Here is a 22514-nt window from a genome sequence, read left to right as displayed (position 1 = left end):
TCAGCCTTCTTCGAGCAGTTCGGTCACCAGGGCGGCGATCCGGCTGCGCTCCGAGCGGGTCAAGGTGATGTGCCCAAAGAGCGGGTTGCCCTTGAGGATCTCCACCACTGCGCCGACGCCGTCGTGCCGACCCACTCGTAGGTTGTCGCGTTGGGCCACATCGTGGGTGAGCACGATCTTCGAGTTCTGCCCCATCCGGGACATCACCGTCAGCAGCACGTTCTTCTCCAGGGATTGGGCTTCATCGACGATGACCCAGGCGTCATGCAGGGAACGGCCACGAATGTGGGTCAGTGGCAGCACCTCCAGCAGCCCGCGGGCCATGATCTCCTCGAGCACGTTCTCACTGACCAGTGCCCCGAGGGTGTCATAGACGGCCTGACCCCAGGGGTTCATCTTCTCCGCCTCCGTGCCAGGCAGATACCCCAAGTCCTGGCCGCCGACGGCGTAGAGGGGCCTAAAGACAATGATCTTCTTATGCTCGCGGCGCTCCAGGACTGCTTCCAGTCCGGCACACAGGGCCAGAGCGGACTTTCCGGTGCCGGCACGGCCTCCCATGGAGACAATGCCGATCTCCCGGTCCATGAGCATGTCGATGGCCAGGCGCTGTTCGGCCGAACGTCCGTGGAGACCGAAGACTTCCCGGTCACCGCGGACCACCTGAACGTATTTAGTACTCGTGGCGTCGATCTTCACCCGTCCGAGGGCCGAACCATGCCCGGAGGAGATCACCAGCCCGGTATTGGTGGGCAACGCCGCCACACTGGCCGGGGACAACAGTGAGGTCACTGGGCCAGCAGTGTGCCGGTCGTGATCGGCGGCGTCGAGCTCGATCCGTTCGCCGTCGTAGAGCTCGGCCACCTGCTCTTCAGTGGCGGCAACTTCAGCCATACCGGTCCACCCGGAGTCGGTGACCCACTCATTGCGGTACTCATCAGCGGCAAGCCCCATGGCGGAGGCTTTGACCCGCATCGGCAGGTCCTTCGAGACCACGGTCACTGCCCGGCCCTCATCGGCGAAACTTTTGGCCACGGCGAGAATCCGCGCGTCGTTGTCCTGGCCGCGGAACCCAGCGGGCAGGACCTGCTGGTCGATGTGGTTCAGTTCCACCAGCAGGTGCCCACCGTCGTCGTTCAACGGGATGGGCTGGTTCAGTGCACCGTAGCGGGTACGTAGTTCGTCGAGCAGACGCAGCGCGGATCGGGCGTAGTAGCCCAGTTCCGAGTCGTGGCGTTTCTTCTCCAGCTCGGAGATCACCACGATGGGGATGATGACCTCATGCTCAGCGAACCGCAGCACGGCTTTGGGATCAGACAACAGCACGGAGGTGTCGAGCACATAGGATTTCTGGTTGACCTCGGCGGCCAGAGTGGTGTCAAGGTCAGTGGTAACAGCGGGTGCGGAGTTGATGGCGGCCACAGTTTCTCCAGACCGGGGACTCAAAAGGCCCCGCAGCGCAGTAGTCCAGTGCGGCGTCGGCTTCGACATCTTCCCCAATATCGAAGTCGTCGACGTCGTCGGACTCCTCGGCTGCAGGACCCGGTGTGTTCCCGCATCGATGATCGGACGGTGGTCGGTTGGCCCTGTAGCTACGTGCCCAGGGACCGAACCGGCCCCTATAGCGGTGTGGCATGCGCTGGCTGGGCCTTCCGGTCAGTGAACTGACACTCCCAATGTAGGCCTCGGCGGGCAGCGGGCAGGCGTGACACACGGAACACAAGGTGACATCTGTGTGAACTTCATGTGACACGCAGCCTCACAGCGTGGCACCGGCGAGCCGGCTACGTGGTGCGGGTGCCTGTTGAGGCGGGGCTGGCCCCTGGGGGTCAGCTTCCGAATCGTCGTTGTCGGTTCGCGTAGTCCCGCAGTGCGCGTAAGAAGTCCACGCGCCGGAAGTCGGGCCACAGTGCCTCGGCGAAGTAGAACTCGGAGTAAGCCGACTGCCACATGAGGAACCCGGAGAGTCGCTGCTCCCCGGAGGTACGGGTGATGAGGTCCGGGTCGGGCTGCCCCCGGGTGTAGAGCCAACGGGAGATCGACCCGGGAGTCAGTTCCTCGGCCACATCGCTGAGACTGCGTCCGGCGGCTTCAGCATCACGCAGGAGCGCTTTGACTGCGTCAACGATCTCCTGGCGCCCCCCGTAACCGACGGCGACATTGACGTGGACACCCGGGGTCTCTGCCGGGGTACGGCCACTGACTTTCGCAGCGATGCGCCGGATCGAACCGGTAGCTGTGGACACGACGCCGTCAGAGGGGTCCTCGGCAGCCGATTCCGTCGACTCAGTGCCGGCATCGAGCGCCCGGAGTCGGGAGGCGAGGGACTCCGGGAGGAGCTCGGGCTGACCAACCGGGTGCACTCTCACGGGCCGGCCACCGGGGCGAGATTCAGCGAGGCGGTCGAGCGTATCGCCGATGATCTCCATGAGGGCATCAAGCTCCTCATCGGAACGGTTCATATTGTCGGTGGAGAGCATGTAAAGCGTCACCGTGGGGATCCCCAGGTCGGCACACCATCCGATGAATTCGACGATCTTGTGTGCGCCGGCGAGATGCCCATCGGCGGTTTGGGCACCGGCAAGTTTGGCCCAGCGGCGGTTTCCGTCCACGACGACGCCGATGTGTTCAGGGATCCGATCCGGTGGCAGGGCGCGCTGCAGCCGCCGCTGGTAAGCGGTGTAGGCGAGATCCTTCAGATTCACCTGACCTCCGTGTGCTGCCGGTGCGCGGGCCCGGGTGATGACCCGGCCCAACCCTACACAAGCCCTCCTGAAGGCTGCGGCACCCTCCGCAGGTTACCGACCGGTCACTTAAACTGGAGGGCATGAACGAGCACCACGATCAGCCAGTGCAGCAGCCGGTGACAGGTGTGGCTCCTGCGGAGCGGCTCGCCGATCCGGACCTGCCGTGGAAACCGAAGCTGCGGGGGTGGCTGCATGCCGGCATGGTTCCGGCCGCGCTCATCGCCGGTGTCGTGGTGATCCTCCTGGCTCCCACCGCCACCCTCCGAGTGGCCAGTGCGATCTACGCGGTGACCGGGGTGTTACTGTTCAGCGTCTCAGCGGTGTACCACCTGGGCCGCTGGTCCCCGGCGCGCAAGATGCTGCTCAAACGAGTCGACCACACCAACATCATGCTGTTGATCGCCGGCACCTATACCCCATTGACTCTGGCGCTGCTGCCAGATCCCCAGGCGACGATCCTGCTCTCCGGGGTCTGGGCCGGCGCACTGGGCGGGGTGATCTTCCGGCTGGTGTGGACCACCGCCCCACGGTGGCTTTCCACACTGGTGTATGTGGTCCTGGGGCTCTCCGCACTGGTGTTCATCGGGGACTTCTTCACCGCCGATGTGCTGGCAGCCGTGCTGATCTGCGCCGGCGGTGCCGCCTATGTCACCGGCGCGGTGTTCTACGCGTTGAAACGCCCCAACGTTTCGGTGGAATGGTTCGGTTTCCACGAACTCTTCCATGCCTGCACCCTGGTGGGTTTCGGACTGCACTATGCGGCGATCGTGCTCGGACTCCTGGCCCAGTGAACCGCCTGGGTTTTCAGGTCCGCGGACGGATGCTCTCCAAGGCCTCATCCGCGCTGCCCACCGGTGGCAGGCAGACCATGGCACCGACGCCGTTGAGGCACACTGAGACTCGCAGCGGCCGCAGGGCAGTCCCCTCCTCACCGTTGCCCTGCGGGCCGGGGCGGTGCTGCTCGGGACGGTGCTGCTCGGGTCGATGCTGATCGAGTCGGTGCTGGTCGGTGAGGTGCTGGTCGGTGAGGTGCTGGTCGGTGAGGTCGTCACCGGTTCGGTGCGGACTGGTCTCTTCGGTGAATGGTTCCACCGGGACCCCATGCAGCGCGGCAGCACGGCGGATCTGGGCGAGGTCTTCGGCTGAGGCGGTGAACACCCGCAATGCCGGGGATTTCCGGGCGATGCGGGCTGCGGCCACCAGGGAGGCTCCCGCAGCCTGGGGTGCTTTGGGAGCGACGACGGGCACATGCTTCAGCACAGCGGCAGCCCGCAAGGGTTCCCGCAGTGCGGTGTTCCCCTTCTGGCCGCTCTTGTGCGGCTCGGCACTGACCGGCTCTTCTTCCCCCCTGGGCACAGGCACCACCGGCGGGAGTGTCTCAGCGAGCTCGTAGGCTTCTGCGGTCTGCAGGGCCACGGCGAAAGCTGCGATCCCACTGGGTTCCGGACCGTCGAAGGGGCTGGCATGGGCGGGTCCGGCCTGGGCCGTGGTGAGTACCGGCGAATCCTCCAAACTGTCTTTGAGGGTCCAGGATCCCGCTGCAGAGCTGTGTCCAGTACCGTAGTCCACCGCCCGGTGGCAGGCGAAGCTGAGCACAGCACGACCCCGCTGCAGCCACCGCTGGTCCGCGCCGGCGGACACCAGGGCGAAGCAAGCGGAGGCGACCTCGGCGTGGTCGGCCAGGGTCCCGAGCCCCGCCCCGCGCTGCCCGTCATAGGAGGTTCGGTACACCCTGGCACCGAGGTCGTCGCTGACCACATGCACCTCCCAGAGGCGTTCGGCCAGCTGGAGAGCAAAATCGAGTGCCTCCGACTCGCTGCAGAGCATAGAGACCTCGGCCAGAGACCGGATGGCCTGGGCGTTCCAGGCGGCGACGACTTTCTCATCACGGGCCGGCTGGGGCCGGTGGGCACGACGACGCCGCAACTGAGGCACCACACGTTCCCACAGCTGACGCTCCTCTGGGCTGAAGAGGGCATCAAAGTGCAGGGTGCGCGGGGTAGCGGCGGTGATGTTCAGCGGGGCTCCGGAGGCGACGGCGTGTTCATCGGCCGGGACTCCTCGGTTGAGCCGGAGTAGCTGCTCGGCTTGGGCGCTGTCCAGGCCGGCGTCTCCGGCCGCGTGGAGCATCTCCTCATCGCTGAAGAGGTAGGTCCCGCCTTCGACGTGGGTGCCGTCGGGGTAGACGGTATCGGCGTCCAAGCTGGAGGCCAGCAGACCGGAGTCCAGCACCATGCGGCGCTGTAGCCAGTCGATCGTTGCGGTGGTCACCGCTGCCGCCTGGTCCCGTTGGGCCTGGTTGGCCGCCGGGTGCACGCAGAGGCGGGCGTAATGGCCCAGCAGTTGGGCGTTGTCATAGAGCATCTTCTCGAAGTGCGGCAGGCGCCAGTTGCGGTCCGTGGCGTACCGGGCGAAGCCGCCTTCGACGTGGTCGAACAGGGCCGAACGCGCCATGGTTTCCATGGTGCGTACGGCCAGTCCGCCTGCCGGGGAGTCTGGATTCCAGGCGGATTCTTCCAGCAGCCAGCCCAACAGCGGTGAGGGCGGAAATTTCGGGGCGGTGCCGAACCCGCCGCCGGCGGTGTCTTCTTGCTCCGCCAGGGTGGCCAATGTCTGCTCGGTGAGCTCGGCGTAGCTGGCGGCTGTGATCCCGACCTCGGCGGTGGCGTCGGTGGTGACCACAGTGGCCAGCTGGGACTGTTGGCGCCGTTGGGAGCCCAGGGCCTCGGCGACGCGCCCCGCCTGGTCTTCCACCTGGTCGCGGCGCTGCTGCCACGCCTCAGTCACCGCCTGCAATACCTCCGTGAAGGAGGGAACCTGCCCGGTGCGGCGCGGCGGGTAGTAGGTGCCGGCGTGGAAAACCCGCCCGTCAGGCAGAGTGAAGATACTCATCGGCCAGCCGCCGTGCCCGGTCATCGCTTGGACGGCGGCCATGTAGGTGTCATCGACGTCAGGGTGTTCCTCCCGGTCGACTTTCACGCTGACGAACTGCTCATTGAGCAACTCAGCGGTGGCGGCGTCGTCGAAGGACTCCCCGGCCATGACGTGACACCAGTGGCAGGCGGCGTAGCCAATGGAGATGAACACCGGCACATCGCGTCGACGGGCTTCCTCGAAGGGTTCTGGGCCCCAGGGCCACCAGTCCACAGGGTTATCAGCGTGCTGACGGAGGTAGGCCGACTGTGCGGAACGGAGACGTTCACCCATGTCACCACGGTAACGGCCCGGGCTGGGTACGCGCTCGGCTTAGGCTGGCCTTGTGAGCAATACCGCACAGCCGTGGCAGGGGTGGCCGCAGGCCCGCAACCGGTGGGAGGCCTCGCTACAGCAGACCGGGTCCACCCTGTTGCCCGGGTCCCCGGCACGCAAGGCCGCGGCCTCCTGTGTGCTGTGCGGCGGGCTCTTCGGTGGATTCCTCACCGTGGCGAGTTGGAGTGCGGCTCTGGTGGTGCAGTTCGGCTACCTGGTAGCCGCCGCTGCGCTTTTCGGAGTCGTAATGTTCTTGCTGTGGGCCCGCCCGCGGGCCGGGGTCCGCGTGAGCTGGCAGGGTGTGGAAGTCCCTTACGGTAGCGCCCGGAAACCACCGGTGCACCTGCCCTGGCCGGAGATCCACTGGGTGGAGTTGGCCACTGAAGAAGACTCCTCCACCAGTATTCGGTTGCATCTACAGCCGGGAGCCGCCCCACGGTTAGGCCTGCCACGCGGCACCGTGAAGGGCGCATCCGCCCAACACTCCGGCTGGGTGGAGCTACCGCAGGCGCTGCAGGGAGATCGCCGGCAGTTTGCCGCCTGGCTGCAGTCGGTACACCAGCGCAGCGCTTTACCGCCACCATTCGACTCACACCCCATACAAAGGTGACGCCGGATTCGGCTCAGGGCGTCTCAGGGGCGTTAAGGGTTAAGGGCGGGGTTCTGGCTCGTGATCGAGTGACTCGCCGGCGTCGTGGGTTTCCTCAGCGGGTCCGAAACGCGACTGGTAGGCGGCATCCCGGGCACGCTGCTGGGCCTCGGAGATACCGGCCGGGGTAATTTCCCCGGGGAACTCAGGCTCTTCGCCATTGAGCTCGGCTTCCACCTGGCTGCGGTACTTCATGCGCCGCACACGTTTGGCCAAATCCCGGACCACCAGAATAAGCAGCCCGACCATCAGCGCGGTGAAGAGGAACCCGGCAATACCGGGGGTGATGTCCGACTCGTCAAGGCCGGGCATGAGGTCGGGGGTTTCGCCGCCGCCTCCCCCGGGCCACCACTGGGTCATCACCGTGCTGAAAAAGTCCATGATGCGCCTATTCTACGCGGTCGTAGCATCGGATGCGGCATCGTCGACCTGCTCACGCACCCCGGCGAAAAGGTCGTACTCCGGCAGGCGGGTTTCCACCCTGGAGTGGGCGAGGACAAAGTCGTCATACGGCCAAATCTCCCGGAGGAAATCATTGGGTGTGGCGAAGAAGAACCCATCGGGTTCAACCTGGGTGCGGTGGGCGCGCAGGGCGGCATCCCGGGCTTCGAGGTACTCACCGATCGGCACCTGGGTGGTCACCTCATGGTCAGTCACCCAACTGGGGCGCTCGCCCTCGTCGTAGCGGGCCAGACGGTCGGCATAAGGGGACTCGAGCCCGCGGGCCACCAGTGCTTCGTGCAGAGCACGGAAACGGGCGGGGTTGAAGGCGCGATCATAGTAGAGCTTCTGCGGCTGCCACGGTTCACCGATGTCCGGGTAGCGGGCGGGATCGCCCGCGGCATGGTAGGCCTCCACGGTGATGCGGTGGGTCTGAATATGGTCGGGATGGGGATAACCCCCGGATTCGTCATAGCAGGTAACCACATGCGGGCGAAACCGCCGGATGAGCCTCACCAGCGGTGCAGCCGCATGATCGACCTCCAGGGTCGCGAAACTCCCAAAAGGCAGCGGCGGGGCGGGATCCCCTTCAGGCAGTCCGGAGTCAACGAACCCCAACCAGACGTGCTCGATCCCCAGCAGCTGCGCGGCCGTGGCCATCTCCATCCGACGCACTCCGGGCAGGTCCCGGTGACACTGGTGGATCTCTCCTGCTGCAGGGTTGAGCAGGTCCCCGGACTCGCCCCCGGTGGCCGTAGCCACCAGCACCTCAGCCCCGGCATCAGCATAGGCGGCCATCATCGCCGCACCTTTGGAGGATTCATCATCCGGGTGGGCGTGGACCGCCAACAACCGCAACCCGCGCGAGTCCGGCACCGAGGTGGGTACTGTGCGGGTGAGCATGGGGGCACCGAGTTGCCCGGATCCTGAGGCCGCCGGGGCTGAGGGAGCCTGCAGGGCAGGCCTGCCCTCAGAGGCAGGCTGGTGGGCGCGGGCCTGGGTATCCGCCGGGGCGGTATCGCCGGTGGAGTGCTGATCCTGGGAGGTCATAGAGCGGCGCATAGACATCTACAATAGTCGTGTGTCCGTGACAGAAACCCCACAGCTGACCGAGCGCTACGGTGCCCCGCCGCGCCGGATTCCCCGCCACCTCCAGCGGTGGGGTGTTGTGGGATTTCTCGCGGCTTCCTTCGCCGCGGCCGTGTGGTTCACCATCGGCATGGCACCCGGGCAATTGGAGTACCAGGACGTCGGATACACCATCCACTCTGACACCCGCGCCACTGTGGACTTCGAAGTCACCAAGGACTTCGACGCCACCGCCGAGTGCATGTTGCACGTGCTGGATGATTCCTACGCCATCGTGGGGGCGAAAATCGTCACCGTCGGTCCGCACGAAGGCTCCACCGCAGGTGAACGTAACCAATATCTGCGCTCGGACTTACTCACCGAATACCGGGGAGTCTCCGGCGTGGTGGACTCCTGCTGGTTGGTGGACTGAGTGGACATCGCCCTGTTCACGAGGAGCGGAACCCCGCGGCGTCATTGAGTTCTGGGGATTGTTGCCCCTAGCATGTATTTCAATGTTCGTACGCCCCGTCGGGAGCACCCGGCGGGGTCTTTAAGTTCCAAGGAGCACGCAGTGTCGACGAATACCCCCGAGATGGATGAGAACACCCAGTGGCTGAGCCAGGAGGCCTACGACCGCCTGTCCGCGGAGCTGGATCACCTCAAGGGCCCGGGGCGCCAGGAGATCGTTGACCGGATCGCCTCTGCCCGGGACGAGGGCGACCTCAAGGAGAACGGCGGCTACCACGCGGCCAAGGAGGAACAGGGCAAAGCCGAGGCGCGCATCCGCTACCTGGAGCAGTTGCTGGAGAACGCCTACGTCGGCGAAGCACCCAAGGGCGATGGCACCGTGCAGCCGGGCCAGTTGGTCAAGGCCAAAGTGGCCGGCCGCGAGCTGGAATTCCTCTTCGGAAACCGGGAGATCGCCGGGGATTCAGACCTCACTGTCTACTCCCCCACCTCGCCCATGGGTGAGGCGATCAGCGGGGCCAAACCGGGGGATAAGGTCAGCTACACCGCCCCGAACGGCCGCGACCTGGAGGTCGAGATCCTCTCCACCGAGCCCTACACCGGCTAGCTCCGCACCCGGCCCGGAGCTCCGCACAAAGGCTCAGTCTCCACTCGGCTAGTTCTCCCCTCCGCTAGTTCTCCACAATGGGTTCGTAGCCTTCGGCCCGCAGAGAGTTCAGCACCAGTGCGGAGTGCTCCTGGCCCTTGGTCTCCATGTTGATGACAATGGAGACATCCCCCATGGACAGCGACCCGCCGATGCGGGAGTGGTCCACACCGATGACATTGGCGTCGGTGTCGGCGATGATCTTGGAGATGATCGCCAACTCCCCGGGCCGGTCGGTGAGCATCAGCCGTACCGTGAGGAACCGGTCTGCGGCGGAGAGCCCGTGTTGGATGACCCGCAGCATAAGCATCGGGTCGATATTGCCGCCGCTGAGCACCGCAACGACGTTCTGACTCTTGATACCGAGTTCAGCGAGCTTGCCCTCCATCAGCGCGGCCACACCAACCGCACCGGCGGGTTCGACCACCAGCTTGGACCGTTCCAGGAGGAAAATGATGGCCCGTGCGATGGCGTCTTCACTGACGGTGACGACGTCGTCGACAAGTTCCTTGATGATCTCGAAAGGGATCTCCCCGGGACGCCCCACGGCGATACCATCAGCGATCGTCCGCGCTTCGGCTAAGGGCACGACGGCGTCAGCAGCCAGTGAGGGCGGATAAGCTGCGGCATTCTCCGCCTGGACCCCAATCAGCCGGATGCTGCGACCAGCCTCGGCAGCGCGCTGCTTCAACGCCACAGCGGCACCGGCGAGGAGGCCTCCCCCGCCGATGCCCATGATGACGGTGTCGACGTCGGGCTCCTGGTCGAAAATCTCCAGGCCGATGGTCCCCTGGCCGGCGACCACGTCGGTGTGGTTAAACGGGTGGATCAACACCGCCCCGGTCTCATCGGCGTAGCGCTGGGCTTCAGCCAGGGCCTCATCGACATTGGAGCCGTGGAGGATGACCTCGGCCCCGTGGTCCCGGGTTGCAGCAAGTTTGGGCAGGGCCGCCCCGCGGGGCATATAGATACGCGCGGTGATGCCGAGTTTCTTCGCCGCCAGCGCCACGCCCTGGGCATGGTTGCCGGCAGAGGCGGCCACGACCCCCCGAGCCTTCTCATCCTCAGAAAGCCGGGCCATACGGGTATAAGCACCGCGGACTTTGAAGGAACCGGCGCGTTGGAGGTTCTCCGCCTTCAGATGCACGGTGGCAGAGAGCATGCGCCCCAGGGCACGGGAGTGCTCCAAGGGGGTGGGGACGATCACGCCTTCGAGCAGCTGGGCGGCTTCCCGGATATCGCTCAGCTGGACGCTCAGCGCCTCACCGGGGATGGGCTGGGCACTCACGGGCGCGTTCGGCCTCCTGTCTCATCGGCGTCGTCGTTATCAGTGGTGGCCGGCTTGGGGGCCGGCACCTGTGGTCGCTCTGCGGAGTTTTCAGCTGCGCTGTCTGCGGGTTCGGAACTCTTCGGGGACTCCGCACTCTGCACAGACTCGGTCTGCGGTTCCGCTGCCTCATTTTTCGCCCCGGCGGAGGTCGCCTTGTCAGGGTTGAGCCCGGGCACCGTTTCCATGATCCGGCGTTTCAGCGTAGCCAGTGTGGCCTGTTCCTCGGCTTCGATGACTTCACGTTGCGCAGCCCGCCGCACGGCTTCCTCCTTCTGGAGCCGCTCCATCTCCAAGGCTTCCGGGTCGCCGCGCCACTCTTCCTTGCCCAGATACTGGGTCGCACGTTTGGCGAAGGCCAGCACCGGCACGGCGAACAGCGCCCCGATAATGCCCAGCAGAGAGGTACCGGCAGTCACGGCAATCACCACGGCCAGCGGGTGCAGTTTGACCGCCTTGCCCATGACGATGGGCTGGAGCACATTGGATTCGATCTGCTGGACCAGGATGACCACCCCGAGCATGATGAGCGCGGTGATGAACCCTTCGGCTACCAGGGCCAGCAGTACCGCCACCGCCCCGGTGACCACAGCCCCGACGACGGGAACGAACCCACCGAAGAAGACCAGCACGGCAATGGGCAGCGCCAGGGGTACGTTGAGCAGCCAGGCCCCGATCCCGATCCCGACGGCGTCAACGAACGCAACGAAGACCTGTACCCGCATGTAGGTGCCCACTGCGGTCCAGCCGCGGCGCCCGGCACCGTGAATGGCTGGGCGGTGCTTACCGGGGGTGAACATGACCATGAAGTCCCAGATCTTCCGCCCGTCGGCTAAGAAGAAGATGAGAGTGAACAGCACCAGGATCGCCCCGATGCTGAAGTTCGTGGCCGCCGATCCGACGCCGACCGCCCCGGACATAATGGCGTCCTGGTTTTCCTCCAACCAACTCTGGACCTCAGTGAGCATCTGGTTGAACTCATCGGCGGAGATCTCAAAGCCCAACTGTTGGGCGGTCTCATCGGCCCAGTTGATGAGCTCATAAATACCGGCCTCAACCTGCTCGGCCATCTCGGCGAACCCGGTGACGATCTCACTGCCCACCAGAAACAGGATCCCGAAGACGAAGGCGAGAAAAGTCAGGATCGTGGTCATCGCCGCCAGCACCCGGGGGAACTTCAGCTTGACGAAGACGTTGTGCAGCGGCCGCAGCAGTGTGGAGAGCAGGGCCGCCACCATCAGCGGGATGAGAATGAGCATCACGTGGCCCAAAAGCCAGATCCCCACCCCGGCGGCAGCCAGGATCAGCAGCACCCGCCAGGACCAGGCGGCGGCAATGCGCACCCCCCAGGGGATGTCTTCCTGGATGCGGTGTTCTTCGGCGGTGCGCGGAGTGGCGTACTCAGGTTCCGGGGGCTGCACCCCGGAGGTGTCACCGCTCGGCTGACCGGAAGCATAGGTGGTCGCTGAGCTGTGCGTGGCCTCCGCGGGCGCATTCTCCGGGGTCTGGGAGGAGCTCATGGGGTCTATCCTGCCACGTCGAAGCTGGGCAGCAGCGGAAAACGGCAGAGGGCCCGCCGGATGATCCGGCGAGCCCTCTTACCTGGAGGTTCGTGCAGTGCGTGTTCTGGGCAGCTGCCTTACTCGCTCATCGCGCGGAAGATCGCGATCAGCCGCAGAATCTCGATGTAGAGCCACACCAGGGAGACGGTCAGCCCGAAGGCAGCCGACCAGCCGTACTTCTGGGCCACACCGGCCTCAACACCCTCCTGCACGTTGGTGAAATCCAGCACCAGGGCGTAGCTAGCCAGGGCGATGGCGAACAGGCCGATCGCAGCACCCAGCAGCGGGCTGAACTCGGTGCGCAGCCCGAACATGGAGTCGGTCACACCGAAGAGCATCAGCCCCAGGTTCAGCAGGGAGAAGACGAAGTAGGCGGCAATGCCCACCAGGAACATCTTGTTCAGCTTGGGAGTGGCACGGACCCTGCCGGATTTAAACAGCACCAGGATCGTGGCGAAGACCGCGACGGTCCCCAGCACTGCCTGGATAACGATGCCGTCGAACTGACGCTCCAGCACCATGGAGATCCCGCCGAGGAAGAGCCCCTGCAGTGCACTGTAGGCCAGGATGAGACCGGGAACGGGTTCCCGCTTGAACGCGTTGACCAAGCCCAGCGCCAGACCGCCGAAGACACCCACGAGCATCAGCAGCGAGGCGACGCCCAGGTTGTTCCACCCGAGGGTCACCGTGGTTCCGGCACCCAGGAGCACAAAGGCGAAGCTGATGACCGTCTTGCGAATGACGTCGTCGTAGGTCATCGGGGCACCCTCGGCGCCAGCGGCATCGGGCAGGTTGTAGGCCTGCTCCAGCGGGTCGGCCCCGCGGGTACCAGCCTGCTGACCCGGCACGCCATACTGTTCGGCGTAGGTGCGCTGCTGGGCGGCCTGCCGGTCCTCGGTGACAGTGCCGGCGTCGGAGTTCATGTAGAAGCGGCGGCGTTCGCGCTTCTGCTCACTGAACTGGTCGGGGAACGCCCCGGTGTTGAAGATCGGGTTGGACATCGCGGTTCCGCTCTCCTTCTGACAAGGACTCGTCTAGGTATACGACTCCAGCGTTGGTTGCCACCTATCTTAACGGCTGACGGACCTGTTCTATGCCCCATGACGTCCCGAGACCACCGACGACGCCGCACCAGCACCTTTTAGAGGTTTTCTCCAATCGTCACGGCGGCACCTGGGGCATAAGCTCACCGCCATGGTGGAAACCCAACAAAAATCCAGTGTGTCGACTCCTCCGTCACGCCGCAGGCGCCGCCCGATGGGTACCTCGGCAGCCGCGGCGATTTCCCAGATGGCGGTCTTCGCTGCCCTGGTGGCCGTGCTCGGGCAGGTCGCTGCGATCCCCGTAGGGCCGGTCCCCATCACGCTGCAGACTCTCGGGGTGACGTTGGCCGGTGCGGTGCTGGGTCCCTGGCGGGGAGCCGGGGCCATGGTGCTGCTGAACCTGTTGGCGGCGGCGGGGCTGCCGCTGCTGTCCCAGGGCACCGGCGGTCTGGGCGTCTATGCCGGTCCCACCGCCGGTTTCGCCCTGGGGTGGATCCCAGCTGCCTTCGTCGTGGGGCTCATCGTGCAGTACCGGTGGCCGCTGCGCTGGTGGCGGACCACCCTGGGCACGGTCCTGGGCGGGATCGTGGTGCTCTACGCCTGCGGAGTGCCGTGGATGGCACTGAACCTGGGCCTGTCTCTGCATGAGGCGGCTGCGGCGAACCTCGTCTTCATTCCCGGGGACTTGGCCAAGACTGTCTTCGCGATCCTCATCACCCATTCGCTGGCTCGGGCATATCCGTCTCCCTTCAGCTACGCCCAGCGACGCCGCCGGTGATTCCCCTCTACCGCCCGGGACGCTCCCCCCTGCACCGAATCCCCGCTGGGGTCAAGCTGCTCGGCCTGTTGCTGCTGGGCATCATCGCAGCAGTCTTCGGGGCCACGGTCTGGGTTACCGCCGGGGCGTGGGTGGTCGTAGTGGCCGGATTCCTGTTGGCCCACCCGGGCACCACGGGATTATGTGCTCTGGCGGCCCGGCTGTGGACCCTGAAATGGCTGCTGGTCCTCATCGCCGTACCGCAGTTGGTTTTCCTGACCGTGGAGGAAGCAGTCGTCACCACAGCCCGGGTGGTGGCGATCATCCTGCTGGCCGGACTGGTCACCCTCACGACCCGGGTCTCCGATGTCATGGAGCTGATCCGGCGCGGTGTCACTCCCCTTGAACAGCTGGGACTGGCACGGCTGGGCGTCACCGCCGAACGCCTCTCCCTGGCGATGTCACTGACCATGCGCTCTGTGCCCGTGGTGTTCTCCTTCTACGATCAGATCCGTGAGGCCCGCCGCGCCCGCGGGGTGAAACCCGGTCTGGGCAGCACGGTGGGGGCCACCACCCCCTTGTTGGTGATGACACTGAAGCATGCCGATGAAACCTCAGAGGCACTGGTAGCCCGGGGGATGCGCTGATGACAGCCCACGACGACGCCCCCGCACCGCAAAGTGCGCACCCTCCTGTGGTGCGCGGCCGCACCGTGGACCATCAGACCCGGTGTGTGCACTACGCCACCGCCGCCGACGTCGTCGCTATCCTCTTCCACTGCTGCCGCCGCTGGTACCCCTGCCTGCGCTGCCACGATGAGGCCGAATCTCATCGGCGATCTGTCTGGCCCGGTGAGCACCACCATGTGCGCGCACTACTGTGCGGGGTGTGTGGGCATCAACTGAGTATCACCGAGTACCGTACGGCCTCTTGCTGTCCCGAGTGCGCAGCCGTGTTCAACCCCGGGTGCGCGGCTCACTGGGGAGAATACTTCGCTTAAGAGTGCCGCTCACCGGCGTCGTCATCGTGATCTTTGGAGGGGCGGACCAGCAGGTACATCACCGCCATGATGACCACACCCACACCGATCGCGGCGATGACGGCCCCCTCTTCGCCTACCAGATCGTCGAGGAAGGTTCGGGCCGGGGATTCCGGATCGGCAAGGGCGACGACGACGAAAGCGGCCACCACCACAGTGGCCAGGATGCGGCCTAGATGCTCCCACAGCCGAGAGGAGCCGATTTTCTCCAGGGACTCCCCCGCCTTGGCGACTTGCTTGGCCCGCAGAACCCGCAGGGCCCCCACACTGCGCAGCAGGCGGAGAATCTGCATGGGCCCAATGCTGAAGACCACGGCGATGATCGTCAGCACGGTCAGCCCGATGAGCCACCAATTCCGGCGCACCCATTCGACCTTCTTCGGGGAGACCAGAAACAGCACTGTGGTTTCGAAAACGAGAACCACACTGGTCGCCCACAGCCCGATGTGCCCGATCATCTCGAACGGTTCATCGAGCAGGGTGAGGAACACCGCAGGAACCGAGACGAACGCGGCGATGAGAACCGGCCAGGCCAGCCGGTTTTCCCACCGCTGTTCCAGTTCACTGGCGCGTTCCTCGGAGGCACGCCCCAGGGCGGTGTCCTGTAGCTGACGCGCATCGGAGCCGGCCTGCTTCATTTGCTGGCCGGTGTGGCTTTCGTCAGCACCGGATGGCCGTTGACTCATCATCACCCCAGGTTAAAACGATGCAGTGCCCCTGCCGGGATTCGAACCCGGACTGAGCGGATTTTAAGTCCGATGCCTCTACCGGTTGGGCTACAGGGGCGCCGAAGGGGTCGTCTGCACGCGACGACCCCTTCGCGCAGTGGACCGGCCAGCGGGCCGATCCACCACAGTGCTACGAGGAAGCTTCTTTCTTCTTTCCGCCTCCGGCAGCCTCCACGAAGGCGCCGCGGGGGTTCTCCAGGTCGCGGAGACCGGTGATGTCCCGGCCGAAGATGAGTTCGCCGACCCATCCACCGGCCACCCGGGCAGTGCGCTCCACGGTGGGGATCGCCATGCCGTGGTAGCCCCGGTGGGCCAGCCAGGCCAGCGGCCCAGCGAGCTTGAGGCCCATGGGGTTACCCACGCCCTTGTACAGCCCGAGCCCGGCGACTGCGCCGAGGGACTCATGCTTGTACTCAGCGATCTCGCCGCTGCCATAGCGGGTGGAGAACAGGTTCTTGGCCAGGACTTTGGCCTGGCGGGAGGCGTGCTGCGCGTTCGGTACGCAGAACCCGCCCGGGCCGGCACCGGTGAGGTCCGGAACGGCGGCGATATCACCGGCGGCCCAGGCACCCTCGATGACGTCGCCGTCTTCGTTGATGATCTGCAGGGTCGCAGAGCTGGTGATGCGTCCGCGTTCGTCCACGGGGAAGCTGGAAGACCGGGCGACGGCATTGGCGGCCACACCGGCGGTCCACACCAGAGTGTCGGCAGCGAACTTATCGACCTCGGATTTGTCCTGCATGGAGATCAGCGTCAGTTCACCGTCGACCGCAGAACCCAGGGAGGTGTTCAGCAGCACCTCGATCCCACGGCCGCGCAGGTGCTCCACAACCCCTTCCGCCTGGTCTTCGGACACCTCCGGCATGATCCGTCCCATGGCCTCGACCAGCACGATGCGGACATCGGACTGGGCCAGCCGCGGGTTAGCGTCAACTGCCGCGCGGATGATGTCTTCCATCTCCGCGATGCACTCAATACCGGCGAACCCGCCACCGACCACGGCGAAGCTCAATGCCCGGGACTTGGCCGCTTCATCCGTCATGGTGGAGGCCGCTTCCAGGCGTTCCAGAATGTGATTGCGCAGGCTGGCGGCCTCTTCGATGGTTTTCAGACCAATGCCGTTCTCGGCTAAGCCCTCGATGGGGAAAGTCCGTGTGGTGGCACCGGCGGCCATCACGATGTCCTGGTACGGCACCTCGATGCTCTCACCTTCATCGAGCCCAACCACAGCGGTTTTGGCCTCGTGGTCCACGCTGGTGACCTTGCCGTTGATGATCTCGGTCTGCCGCAGGTGCTTGCGGTGGGGCACCACGGCGTGACGGGGCTCGATGTGGCCACCGACCACCTCGGGCAGGAACGGCTGGTACGTCATATACGGCAGCGGGTCAACGAGGGTGACGACGCCGCCAGCGGCCTTGACCTTCTTCTGCAGCTGCTGCGCGACCGTCAGTCCGACGTAGCCACCGCCGACGATGAGGATGCGAGGTTTCTCCGAGAGCTTGATATGTGCCATGGGTTTCATCCTATAGCCATGACGGCTCCCGCCGTCAGCTGTTGCCGCGCCCGGACCGGGTGATGAGATGCACGGCGGCCACAGTCATCAGCAGCACCAGTAACAGTCCCCCGCCACCGAGGACGGCCGGGCCCGCCCAGTCCTGCACGGTGCGGGCCGCAGCGGCCTGGGGTGCCTCACGCGGCTCTCCTTCGGGCCCGGCCACCACCCCGGAGTCCTCAGGGATGTCTTCGTGGCCGTTGTCCTCGCTTTCGGCGCGGCGGTAGACCCGGATCCATTCGGCGAGAGTGTCGTAAGCGTCGGCGTCGAACTCGGGAACATCTCCGTCGACGGCCTCGGCCACGTTGAGCACTCCGTGCCCGTACTCGGGGTCGATGCCCTCAGAGCCGGCGGAGTCGGCACTGGTGAGCAGCCGGTGTTTGACCTCGACCGCGCTGAGGTCCGGATGGGCGGCCATCACCAGCGCTGCCGCTCCGGCGACGATCGGTGCAGCACCGGAGGTCCCATTCCACATTGCGTATTCCCCACCGGGCATGGCTCCGACCAGCGGTTCAGAGGCCGCGGCGATATCGATGGCGATGCCCTGGGACGAGGCATCCCGGCTGATATTGCGTTCCTCGTCCACTCCGGCCACGGTCAGCACGCCGGGGATCGTCGCCGGAGCGCCGACGCTGAAGTGCCCGGCGGCCCGGTTGCCGGCCGCGGCGATGACGAGCACATCGTTCTCTTCAGCGTGGAGGAAGGCATCGTCCCAGGATTCGGGCCATTCCTGTTGCCCGGAGCCGATGGAGAGATTGATGATGTCCGCACCTTCATCCACCGCCCAGACGACCGCCTCAGCGATCTGCTCCTCAGTACCCGGGCCGTAGGGGTTGGGATCCTCCAGCACCAGGGAGGCTGAGAGCAGGTCAGCCTCGGGGGCAACCCCGATGACCCCGGCGGTCTCCCCACCCTCGGGGGCCGGGGGGTCGACGTCGTCGTCCTCTTGAGCATCGTCAACGGGGAAGCGGCGGGTCTCGTAGAACTCTTCGATGAGGTCCATATCGACCTCTTCTTCCCAGTCCTCCCCGTAGGTCTCCTCGAGGTCGGCGATGATGTTCTCCTCGAACCACGCGTCCCACTCTTCATCGGTCATCTCATCGAAGATTTCCTCGTCGAATGGGTCCTCGATTTCTTCAGGTTCGGTGCCGCGCCCGGCGATGAGACTGGCCACCAGGGTGCCGTGCTCGGTGGCGGTCTGTTCCACCGGTCCCCCGGAGCCGTCGCCACCGCCGGAGAAGTCCTCCCCGCCGACCACGGCCCCGTTGAAGGTGGGGTGATCGGCGTCGATCCCGGTGTCGATGACCGCGATGGTGACCCCTTCACCCTGTGTGGTCTCCCAGGCTTCGGTCACCCCGTAGTCCTCAAGCCAGAACTGGGCGTTGCGCCAGGTTTCGGCCTGGGCCTGGGGTGCGGTAGTCACCGTGGAGGCGGTGAACACCGGGGCGAGGAGGGCCGCACCGGTCAGCAGGCCCAGTCCGCGGCGGATGGTGAAGCTCATGAGTCGTTCTCCTCGGTGTGCTGGCGCGCCACGGACATCGCGATCCCGTCGAGGATGTCGTGTTCGCTGGCGATGGCAGTGGTCACCTTGCCATCAGTGATCTTGTTCAAGTAGTCGAGGATGGTTCCCCAGATCAGCGCCCCGGCGCCGATGACGTCCACCCGGCCGGGGTGCATAAACGGCATAGCGGCCCGTTCGGCGCGGGTGGCGTGGACCAGTTGGTCCACTGAGTCGTGGATGGCAGAGAGGGGAAGTTCGGCACCGTGGATGAGTTCGGCGTCGTAGTCTTCAAGCTTCAGCGCATGGGCGGTCACTGTGGTGACGCTGCCGGCCACCCCGATGACCGTATCCGCCTCGTGCAGCGGCATGACCTGGGCGACGTCCTCCAAGAAGGAGAGCGTCTCGAACGTGGCCATGGAAGTCTCGGTCTCCGCCGGGGGGTCGGTACGCATGTGACGTTCGGTGAAACGCACGCACCCCATATCGGTGCTGATGGCGTGCTCGGCGCCGTCGCAGGTGCCCAGGACGAATTCAGTGGAGCCGCCGCCGACGTCGACCACCAACACCGTGCGGTCGGGATCCCGGTCCAGCAGACTGGCGGCCCCGGAAAAGGACAGCCCTGCCTCCTCGCTGCCGCGGATCACTTCGGGTTCGACACCTAAACGATCCACGACGCCGGCGACGAACTCCTCCCGGTTCTGCACGTCTCGAGAGGCGCTGGTCGCCACGAACCGTACCGCTTCGGCCTTATGCCGGCGGATGTCCTCAGCGTAGGCGTCCACGGCAGCGAAGGTGCGTTCCAGGGCCTCAGGGGCGAAGCTGCCGGTTTCATCCACGCCTTCACCGAGGCGGACCACGGTCATCTTGCGCACCACATCGGTGACCGCACCGGAACCGGGCAGCTCGACATCGGCGATGAGCAGTCGGATGGAGTTGGTCCCACAGTCAATGGCCGCTACGCGCATGCGCACACCTCCGGGGTCCACTCGTGCTGAATGAGGCGGAGGGTCTCATCCCCTAGTGGGTTGATGCCCGGGCCCACGGCCAGCGCGTGACCGACCAGGGCGTGCAGGCATTTGACCCGCTCCGGCATGCCACCGGCAGAGATTCCCTCGATCTCCTCAACCGGTTCCAGTCCGGCGGCCTGGCGAATCCGCTCGCGTTCGGTGAGGTAGTTCGCATGGGCTCGACGGTACTGCTGCGCCAGGTCGGCATCTTCGGTGAGACGCTCGTTCATCTGCTTCATCACCCCGTTGGCTTCCAGCCGGGAGACCGCCGTGGTGAGTGCCGGGTGAGTGAGATAGAAGGTAGTAGGGAACGGCGTTCCATTGGACAGCCGCGGTGCAGTGGTGGCGACCAATGGGCTACCGCAGCGGCACCGGGCGGGAATTTCGACGACGTCGCGCACCTCACGGCCCAGTTGTTGACTGAGCATGGTGAGGTCTTCTGCACTGGGCGCGGTCGTCGTCGGGTTCACAGCGTCCAAGCGTACCGGTAGCGGCGGGCGGGCCCCTATTCTTCCCCGGCGTTCCCTTCATCGGCGGATTCGCCCTCGGCGGCATCAACCACCGAGTCCCACAGCTGGCCGGTCCAGCCCTCCTCGGGCTCTTCCTGCTGCTCGGCTTCGACCTCGGCGGCTTCCTCGTGGAGATCACCGACCAGGTGGTAGCGGCTCTCGCCGGGCTGGACCAACTGCAGGCGCTGGCGGGCCTGCTGCTGAATGTACTCCGGATCCTCCCACCGGTTGAGTTCGCTGTAGAGCTCAGCCTGGCGCTGTTCCTCCTGCCGGATGTCGGCGGACAGCTCGGTGATCTCCGCTTGCTGCTGGATATACGAGCGCACCGTGGGGACCACAAAGGACAGCACCACCAGGGCCACAATCGTCAGCAGAATCGTCCGGCCGGAGAAGGTCCGCTCCGGCACCAGCGCCGAGGCTGAGACCGGGGCCTTCGCCGAGGCGGGGTGCCGCGGCTGGTTGGGACGGTCTGCCCGGCGGGCTCGCTTGGCGGTGATATCCGCTGGGGTGTGGATCTCCCCGGAGATGCGGTCACGTTCGGCGAGCCGGCGGGCCCGCTCTTCGGCCGCACGGGCCTCACTGCGACGAGCCCGCGAGGTGGAGGGTTTGCTGCGCAGCGAGCCGAGGTCCTCGTCTCGGCGTGCGTGTCGCGCCACGGCGCACCCCCTTGCTGGACGGCGATGGGAAGGAATCCGACCAGCCTTAAGCGTAAGGGTGGCGGAGTATAGACCGACCCTCTGACACGCCGCCTGTCCTCACCCCGGCGACTTTTCATCACCTGATGCACGGTCACCATGCGGTCACCGGGGGAAATTCACATCAGGTGATGAAAAGTCAGGGCGGTGCTGCCACCTGAGTTAGGCGGTGAAGCGCGGGAACGCCGATGCCCCGGCGTAGCGGGCGGCGTCGCCGAGTTCCTCCTCGATGCGCAGCAACTGGTTGTACTTCGCCACACGCTCGGAGCGGGCTGGGGCGCCGGTCTTGATCTGACCGGCATTGGAGGCCACCGCGATATCGGCGATGGTGACGTCCTCGGTCTCCCCGGAGCGGTGGGAGATCATCGTGGTGTAAGTGGAACGCTGGGCCAGGGAGATCGCCTCGAGGGTCTCGGTCAGCGAACCGATCTGGTTGACCTTGACCAGCAGCGAGTTGGCCGCACCGGTGCTGATGCCCTTCTGCAACCGGTCGGGGTTGGTGACGAAGAGGTCGTCACCGACCAACTGGACAGTGGCGCCGATGTTCTCGGTGAGGGTCTTCCACCCCTCCCAGTCGTCTTCGTCGAGTGGGTCCTCGATGGAGACCAGCGGGTAGTCGGCGACGAGTTCACCGTAGTAGGCACTCATCTGCTCTGGGGTCTTCTTCTCCCCTTCGAAGGTGTAAGCACCGTCGGCGTAGAACTCCGTGGCGGCCACATCCAGCGCCAGGGCAATGTCGGTACCGGGGGTGTAACCGGCGTTGCTGATCGCCTCGGTAATGAGGTCCAGGGCGGCTCGGTTGCTCGGCAGGTCTGGGGCGAATCCGCCTTCGTCTCCGAGTCCGGTGGAGAGCCCCTTGGACTTCAGCAGGGCCTTGAGCGCGTGGTAAACCTCCACCCCGGCGCGCAGTGCCTCGGAGAACGTCGCCTGCCCGATGGGCGCGATCATGAACTCCTGGATGTCCACATTGGAGTCCGCGTGGGAACCGCCGTTGAGGATATTCATCATCGGCACCGGCAGCAGGTGGGCGTTGGGGCCGCCGAGGTACTTGTACAGCGGCAGGTCGGAGGCGTCGGCGGCAGCTTTGGCCACAGCCAGGGAGACCCCGAGGATGGCATTGGCCCCCAGGGAGCCTTTGTTCTCGGTGCCGTCGAGATCCAGCAGCACCTGGTCGATAACCCGTTGTTCAGTGGCGTCGAGGCTTTCCAGCGCAGGGGCGATGACCTCGTTGACGGCTTTGACGGCTTCTCGAACCCCTTTGCCGAGGTAACGGGATTTCTCCCCGTCGCGCCGTTCGACGGCTTCGAAGGCGCCGGTGGAAGCACCGGAGGGCACTGCTGCCTGGCCGAAGCTGCCGTCGTCGAGCAGGACGTCGACTTCCACAGTGGGGTTACCGCGGGAGTCGAGGATTTCACGGCCGTAGACACTGGCGATGAGGGACATGGATTGCTGCTCCTTCATAAGGGTGATGGGGTCAGATGAGCAGTCGACGGTGACTTCATCCACACTCTATCGACTTCAGGCAC

General features: G+C 65.6%; 22 protein-coding genes and 1 tRNA gene. 7 read left to right on the top strand and 16 right to left on the bottom strand.

Going from position 1 to position 22514, the window contains the following annotated elements:
• Together phoH2 and uppS are read right to left on the bottom strand one after the other, a co-directional pair.
• Nucleotides 1–1488 (bottom strand): RNA 5'-3' helicase PhoH2, encoded by a 1488-nt coding sequence (gene phoH2, locus H578_RS0108520; RefSeq protein WP_084710114.1) that lies wholly within the window; start codon nt 1486–1488, stop codon nt 1–3.
• A 338-nt stretch (nt 1489–1826) separates the two neighbouring features.
• Entirely contained in the window at nt 1827–2702 is an 876-nt protein-coding gene (uppS, locus tag H578_RS0108515) for a polyprenyl diphosphate synthase (protein ID WP_028464101.1), read from the bottom strand.
• 122 nt (nt 2703–2824) lie between these two features.
• Here uppS and trhA point away from each other — a divergent pair, with 122 nt between their 5' ends.
• Nucleotides 2825–3535, top strand: a complete 711-nt coding sequence (gene trhA / locus H578_RS0108510) for a PAQR family membrane homeostasis protein TrhA (RefSeq protein ID WP_022873273.1) — start codon at nt 2825–2827, stop codon at nt 3533–3535.
• A 13-nt stretch (nt 3536–3548) separates the two neighbouring features.
• On the opposite strand, the gene H578_RS14280 is transcribed toward trhA, so the two are convergent.
• Complete coding sequence (locus H578_RS14280) at nt 3549–5951, bottom strand: thioredoxin domain-containing protein (RefSeq protein WP_022873272.1); 2403 nt, start codon at nt 5949–5951, stop codon at nt 3549–3551.
• A gap of 52 nt (nt 5952–6003) precedes the next feature.
• Here H578_RS14280 and H578_RS0108500 point away from each other — a divergent pair, with 52 nt between their 5' ends.
• Nucleotides 6004–6603, top strand: coding sequence for a hypothetical protein (locus H578_RS0108500; protein ID WP_022873271.1), 600 nt, complete (start codon nt 6004–6006; stop codon nt 6601–6603).
• Between the two features lie 39 nt (nt 6604–6642).
• On the opposite strand, the gene H578_RS14275 is transcribed toward H578_RS0108500, so the two are convergent.
• Both H578_RS14275 and mca read right to left on the bottom strand, forming a co-directional pair.
• On the bottom strand, nt 6643–7023 hold the full coding sequence (locus tag H578_RS14275) for a hypothetical protein (RefSeq protein WP_022873270.1): 381 nt from the start codon (nt 7021–7023) through the stop codon (nt 6643–6645).
• A 12-nt stretch (nt 7024–7035) separates the two neighbouring features.
• A complete protein-coding gene (mca, locus tag H578_RS14270; RefSeq protein ID WP_051130843.1) occupies nt 7036–7986 on the bottom strand; it encodes a mycothiol conjugate amidase Mca in 951 nt (316 codons plus the stop codon).
• Nucleotides 7987–8164: 178 nt separating this feature from the next.
• On the opposite strand from mca, the gene H578_RS0108485 reads away from it, so the two are divergent.
• Both H578_RS0108485 and greA read left to right on the top strand, forming a co-directional pair.
• Nucleotides 8165–8584, top strand: a complete 420-nt coding sequence (locus H578_RS0108485) for a DUF4307 domain-containing protein (protein WP_022873268.1) — start codon at nt 8165–8167, stop codon at nt 8582–8584.
• Nucleotides 8585–8746: 162 nt separating this feature from the next.
• The gene (gene greA / locus H578_RS0108480) at nt 8747–9229 is read left to right on the top strand and encodes a transcription elongation factor GreA (RefSeq protein WP_022873267.1); all 483 of its coding nucleotides are present in this window, start codon (nt 8747–8749) and stop codon (nt 9227–9229) included.
• Between the two features lie 64 nt (nt 9230–9293).
• Here greA and ilvA read toward each other — a convergent pair whose 3' ends face one another.
• The 3 genes from ilvA to H578_RS0108465 form a co-directional block, all read right to left on the bottom strand.
• Nucleotides 9294–10556, bottom strand: coding sequence for a threonine ammonia-lyase (gene ilvA / locus H578_RS0108475; protein WP_022873266.1), 1263 nt, complete (start codon nt 10554–10556; stop codon nt 9294–9296).
• A complete protein-coding gene (locus H578_RS14265; protein WP_022873265.1) occupies nt 10553–12115 on the bottom strand; it encodes an AI-2E family transporter in 1563 nt (520 codons plus the stop codon). Before H578_RS14265 ends, ilvA begins: the two co-directional genes overlap by 4 nt.
• A gap of 119 nt (nt 12116–12234) precedes the next feature.
• Nucleotides 12235–13158 (bottom strand): Bax inhibitor-1/YccA family protein, encoded by a 924-nt coding sequence (locus H578_RS0108465; RefSeq protein ID WP_022873264.1) that lies wholly within the window; start codon nt 13156–13158, stop codon nt 12235–12237.
• A 256-nt stretch (nt 13159–13414) separates the two neighbouring features.
• Between H578_RS0108465 and H578_RS0108460 the strand changes: the two genes are divergently transcribed.
• From H578_RS0108460 to H578_RS15935, 3 genes are read left to right on the top strand one after another with little or no spacing between them, the layout of a single operon-like run.
• Nucleotides 13415–13978: a biotin transporter BioY gene (locus H578_RS0108460; protein ID WP_022873263.1), complete on the top strand. Its 564-nt coding sequence runs from the start codon at nt 13415–13417 to the stop codon at nt 13976–13978.
• Nucleotides 13975–14604, top strand: a complete 630-nt coding sequence (locus H578_RS0108455) for an energy-coupling factor transporter transmembrane component T family protein (RefSeq protein ID WP_022873262.1) — start codon at nt 13975–13977, stop codon at nt 14602–14604. Before H578_RS0108460 ends, H578_RS0108455 begins: the two co-directional genes overlap by 4 nt.
• Nucleotides 14604–14957, top strand: a complete 354-nt coding sequence (locus H578_RS15935; protein WP_084710108.1) for a CHY zinc finger protein — start codon at nt 14604–14606, stop codon at nt 14955–14957. The genes H578_RS0108455 and H578_RS15935 overlap by 1 nt, the downstream gene beginning before the upstream one ends.
• Here H578_RS15935 and H578_RS0108450 read toward each other — a convergent pair.
• From H578_RS0108450 to eno, 8 genes are all read right to left on the bottom strand, one after another.
• On the bottom strand, nt 14954–15682 hold the full coding sequence (locus H578_RS0108450) for a hypothetical protein (protein ID WP_156837273.1): 729 nt from the start codon (nt 15680–15682) through the stop codon (nt 14954–14956). The two genes, H578_RS15935 and H578_RS0108450, sit on opposite strands and share 4 nt — an antisense overlap.
• A 26-nt stretch (nt 15683–15708) precedes the next feature.
• A tRNA-Leu gene (locus tag H578_RS0108445) sits at nt 15709–15782 on the bottom strand.
• Nucleotides 15783–15854: 72 nt separating this feature from the next.
• On the bottom strand, nt 15855–17237 hold the full coding sequence (locus H578_RS0108440) for an NAD(P)/FAD-dependent oxidoreductase (RefSeq protein WP_022873260.1): 1383 nt from the start codon (nt 17235–17237) through the stop codon (nt 15855–15857).
• Between the two features lie 34 nt (nt 17238–17271).
• Nucleotides 17272–18777, bottom strand: a complete 1506-nt coding sequence (locus H578_RS14260; RefSeq protein ID WP_022873259.1) for a S8 family peptidase — start codon at nt 18775–18777, stop codon at nt 17272–17274.
• The gene (locus H578_RS0108430; RefSeq protein ID WP_028464096.1) at nt 18774–19742 is read right to left on the bottom strand and encodes a Ppx/GppA phosphatase family protein; all 969 of its coding nucleotides are present in this window, start codon (nt 19740–19742) and stop codon (nt 18774–18776) included. Before H578_RS0108430 ends, H578_RS14260 begins: the two co-directional genes overlap by 4 nt.
• Nucleotides 19733–20254: a DUF501 domain-containing protein gene (locus tag H578_RS0108425; RefSeq protein WP_028464095.1), complete on the bottom strand. Its 522-nt coding sequence runs from the start codon at nt 20252–20254 to the stop codon at nt 19733–19735. The genes H578_RS0108430 and H578_RS0108425 overlap by 10 nt, the downstream gene beginning before the upstream one ends.
• 35 nt (nt 20255–20289) lie before the next feature.
• Nucleotides 20290–20949, bottom strand: coding sequence for an FtsB family cell division protein (locus tag H578_RS15635; protein ID WP_022873258.1), 660 nt, complete (start codon nt 20947–20949; stop codon nt 20290–20292).
• 201 nt (nt 20950–21150) lie between these two features.
• A complete protein-coding gene (eno, locus tag H578_RS0108415; RefSeq protein ID WP_028464094.1) occupies nt 21151–22431 on the bottom strand; it encodes a phosphopyruvate hydratase in 1281 nt (426 codons plus the stop codon).
• Between the last annotated feature and the right edge of the window lie 83 nt (nt 22432–22514).

This window comes from Nesterenkonia alba DSM 19423, from assembly GCF_000421745.1.
GTDB classification, from domain to species: Bacteria; Actinomycetota; Actinomycetes; order Actinomycetales; family Micrococcaceae; genus Nesterenkonia; species Nesterenkonia alba.
The sequence above is the reverse complement of the archived record's forward strand: the minus strand, read 5'-3'. Positions and strand labels throughout refer to the sequence as shown.